Source organism: Acinetobacter endophylla, from assembly GCF_053543775.1.
Genome location: NZ_JBLVOM010000063.1, coordinates 1 through 2,105, shown reverse-complemented (window position 1 = coordinate 2,105; position 2,105 = coordinate 1). Strand labels below are relative to the sequence as shown.

The window sequence follows — 2,105 nt, the reverse complement described above, 5'->3', positions numbered from 1 at the left end:
CGTGGGTGTTCTTTCAGATGTCGGCCATCGGGCCGATGTTCGGACAGCTAGGCTTTTTCCTGCGATTTGCCGGCAAGGACTATGAGGACAAGCGACCTCGGCAGCGCTTTGTTGATGAATCCAGGCGTCTTCTCGGGGTCCTGGATCACCGGCTGGAGGGCCGCGAATGGATTGTCGATGATTACTCGATCGCGGACATTGCGACGTTTGGCTGGGTGAATGCGCTGGTCGAATTCTACGCAGCGGGCGACATCCTCGGCCTAAGCAGCTATTCGAACGTGCAGGCATGGCTCGAACGCGGGCTGGCGCGACCGGCTGTACAGCGTGGCCTGCGAATTCCTGCGAGGCCTGCATGACCATTATCGCCGCATATTATTACAACGAAGGTAAGCGAGTCCGTGAAATCAGGCTCGATGAGCACGTCGAACTAAACGAGAATCGCTCGGGCTTCTGCTGGATCGCGCTTAGCGAGCCCACCGCAGACGAACTCAGCGCGATCCAGACGACGTATAACCTCCATCCTTTGGCGATCGACAACGCCATGCACCCGCTGTGCCCGCCCAAGCTCGAGGTCTACAACGATGAGTTGTACGTCGTCGCCCAGACCGCCGAGCTGGTCGGCGACCGGATCAGCTACGGCAAGATGGCGATCTTCACCGGTCACAATCACCTTATCACCGTGCGGCACGGCAATGCCGGAGCGCTGGGCAAACTTCGGGAGCAACTCGAGGCATCGCCGACGCAGTTCGGCAAGGGTGTCGACTATGTGCTGCACGCGATCTTGCACCGAGTGGTCGACCAGTATCTGCCCATCTTCGAAATGATCGAGGACGACGTCCTGGCGATGGAGCGACGGTCGCTGCACGATTTCCTCGGGCCAGAAGAGGTGGCGCGAATCTTCGAACTAAGGTCCGAACTCACGCGGTTCCAGCGCACGCTCGGGGCTATGGCCGAGCTGGTGCGAAAGCTCGTTCGCGGCCACTTTCCCTGCATCAGCGCCGAAATGACACCATATTTCCACGACGTCGCGGACCATGTCCACCGCGTGCAGTCCATGGTCGACGGCCTCCTGCTTGTCCTGTCCACGGTCTTCGAGGCCAGCAGCCTTCTGGAAGCGCAAAGGATCGGTGTGGTCACTCGCCAGCTCGCGGCCTGGGCGGCGATCTTGACGGTCCCGACGGCGATCGCCGGAATATATGGCATGAACTTCAAGCACATGCCGGAACTGGACACGCCATATGGCTACTTCGTCGTGCTCGGAGTGATAGCGGTGTTCTGCCTTCTCCTGTTCATGCGCTTCAAGAAGGCCAAGTGGCTATGAGTAACGCACTTCGCGAGCTTCTCCGTCCGCCGAGTCACAGCGCGCTTTGTGCGCGAGCGTGTCCAATCCAGTTCAAGATGAAGGTGCTTCCATGACCTCCCAGGTGACCGACGTTCTAGAAGCAGTCCAGTCATTCATCGCCAACGGCTATGACCGCGAATACCGCGTCAAGGACGGCAATCTCGTCGATCTCGAACTAGGGTCAACCCTCGATGCATGCAGCATTCGCGTCGATGCGGCGTTGCGCCTCGAGAGCGGGGACGACGGCGAAGATGCCTCCAACATCTACGCGATCACCGATCCGGCGACAGAGCATAAAGGCCTGTTGATCGACGTGTTCGATGAAATCTGCTACCGCGACCCAGTTCAAGAGTCGGGACCTCAATGTAGAAGAAGTTGACTAACGAGCATTCGCGTCATCCGATCAAGCAAGCTGGAGACATTTATGAAAGCCATTGGTTACAAGGTTCCGGGACCCATCGCCGCGGATGCCGCGCTGGTCGACATCAATCTGCCTCGGCCTGTCGCTGCAGGATACGATATCCTGGTTGAGGTGAAGGCCGTCTCGGTCAACCCGGTCGACTACAAGGTCCGCAACAGCACGCCGCCGGCAGATGGCGATTGGAAGGTGCTGGGATGGGATGCCGCCGGGATTGTGCGCGAGGTCGGCCCCGACGTCACGCAGTTCGAGTTAGGCGACGAGGTCTATTATGCCGGATCGATCACACGGCCCGGTACCAATGCGGAGTTCCATCTCGTCGACGCCCGGATTGTCGGTCACAAA

At 59.2% G+C, this 2,105-nt stretch carries 4 protein-coding genes; all 4 read left to right on the top strand.

All coding sequences use genetic code 11. The features are described from left to right. Positions 1-356: glutathione binding-like protein (locus ACNPNW_RS04830; protein WP_448766616.1), on the top strand; the 356-nt coding region annotated here is incomplete at its 5' end. Beyond that, a complete protein-coding gene (locus ACNPNW_RS04825) occupies positions 353-1,321 on the top strand; it encodes a magnesium and cobalt transport protein CorA (RefSeq protein ID WP_002118270.1) in 969 nt (322 codons plus the stop codon). The genes ACNPNW_RS04830 and ACNPNW_RS04825, both read left to right, overlap by 4 nt. A 91-nt stretch (positions 1,322-1,412) precedes the next feature. Then, positions 1,413-1,721, top strand: coding sequence for a hypothetical protein (locus tag ACNPNW_RS04820; protein ID WP_005006003.1), 309 nt, complete (start codon positions 1,413-1,415; stop codon positions 1,719-1,721). A 45-nt stretch (positions 1,722-1,766) separates the two neighbouring features. Next, positions 1,767-2,105: alcohol dehydrogenase catalytic domain-containing protein (locus ACNPNW_RS04815; protein ID WP_448766615.1), on the top strand; the 339-nt coding region annotated here is incomplete at its 3' end.

Excerpts from the sequence above, each read along its gene's own strand:
- ACNPNW_RS04820 (WP_005006003.1), top strand. The coding sequence starts at position 1,413 with ATGACCTCCCAGGTGACCGACGTTCTAGAAGCAGTCCAGTCATTCATC.
- ACNPNW_RS04825 (WP_002118270.1), top strand. The coding sequence starts at position 353 with ATGACCATTATCGCCGCATATTATTACAACGAAGGTAAGCGAGTCCGT.